Origin of the sequence: Mesorhizobium sp. M4A.F.Ca.ET.020.02.1.1, assembly GCF_004022645.1 — a bacterium.
Classification (GTDB): Bacteria; Pseudomonadota; Alphaproteobacteria; order Rhizobiales; family Rhizobiaceae; genus Mesorhizobium.
Window position 1 is genome coordinate 1 of record NZ_RZOI01001350.1, and the last position, 570, is coordinate 570.

Consider the following 570-nt stretch of genomic DNA (forward strand, 5'->3'; position numbering starts at 1 on the left):
GTGCAGATGTTGGAGGTGGCCTTGTCGCGGCGGATATGCTGCTCGCGCGTCTGCAGCGCCAGCCGGTAGCCGGGACGCCCCTTGCTGTCGGTGGACTGGCCGACCAGGCGGCCGGGCATCAGCCGGGTCAATTTGTCGGAGACGGCGCAATAGGCGGCGTGCGGGCCGCCGAAGCCCATCGGCACGCCGAAGCGCTGCATCGGACCGACGGCGATGTCGGCGCCCAGTTTGGCCGGAGCATCGGTCAGCGTCAGGCCAAGCGGATCGGCGATGAAGATGACCAGCGCGCCGATGGCGCGGGCTTTCTCGATCGCCGCCTTGTGGTCGCCATAGACGCCGAAGGTGTCCGGCCAGGAGACGAGCAGCGCGGCGGTGTTGTCGTCGATCGTCTCGCCGTCGACCTCTGTGCCGAGCGGCTCGGCGCGGGTGCGCACGACGTCCAGCGTCTGCGGATGCGGCGTGCCGGCAATCGCCACCTTGGTGCGTTTGTCGCGGTGATGGCGAAGGGCAATGCCGACGGCCTCGGCAACGGCGGTGGCTTCGTCGAGCAGCGAAGCCGACGCCACCGGC

At 69.8% G+C, this 570-nt stretch carries 1 pseudogene; it reads right to left on the minus strand.

Annotated features, from left to right (window positions below):
- A pseudogene (locus EN742_RS37085) lies at positions 1–570 on the minus strand (glycine dehydrogenase (aminomethyl-transferring)); the annotation flags it as partial.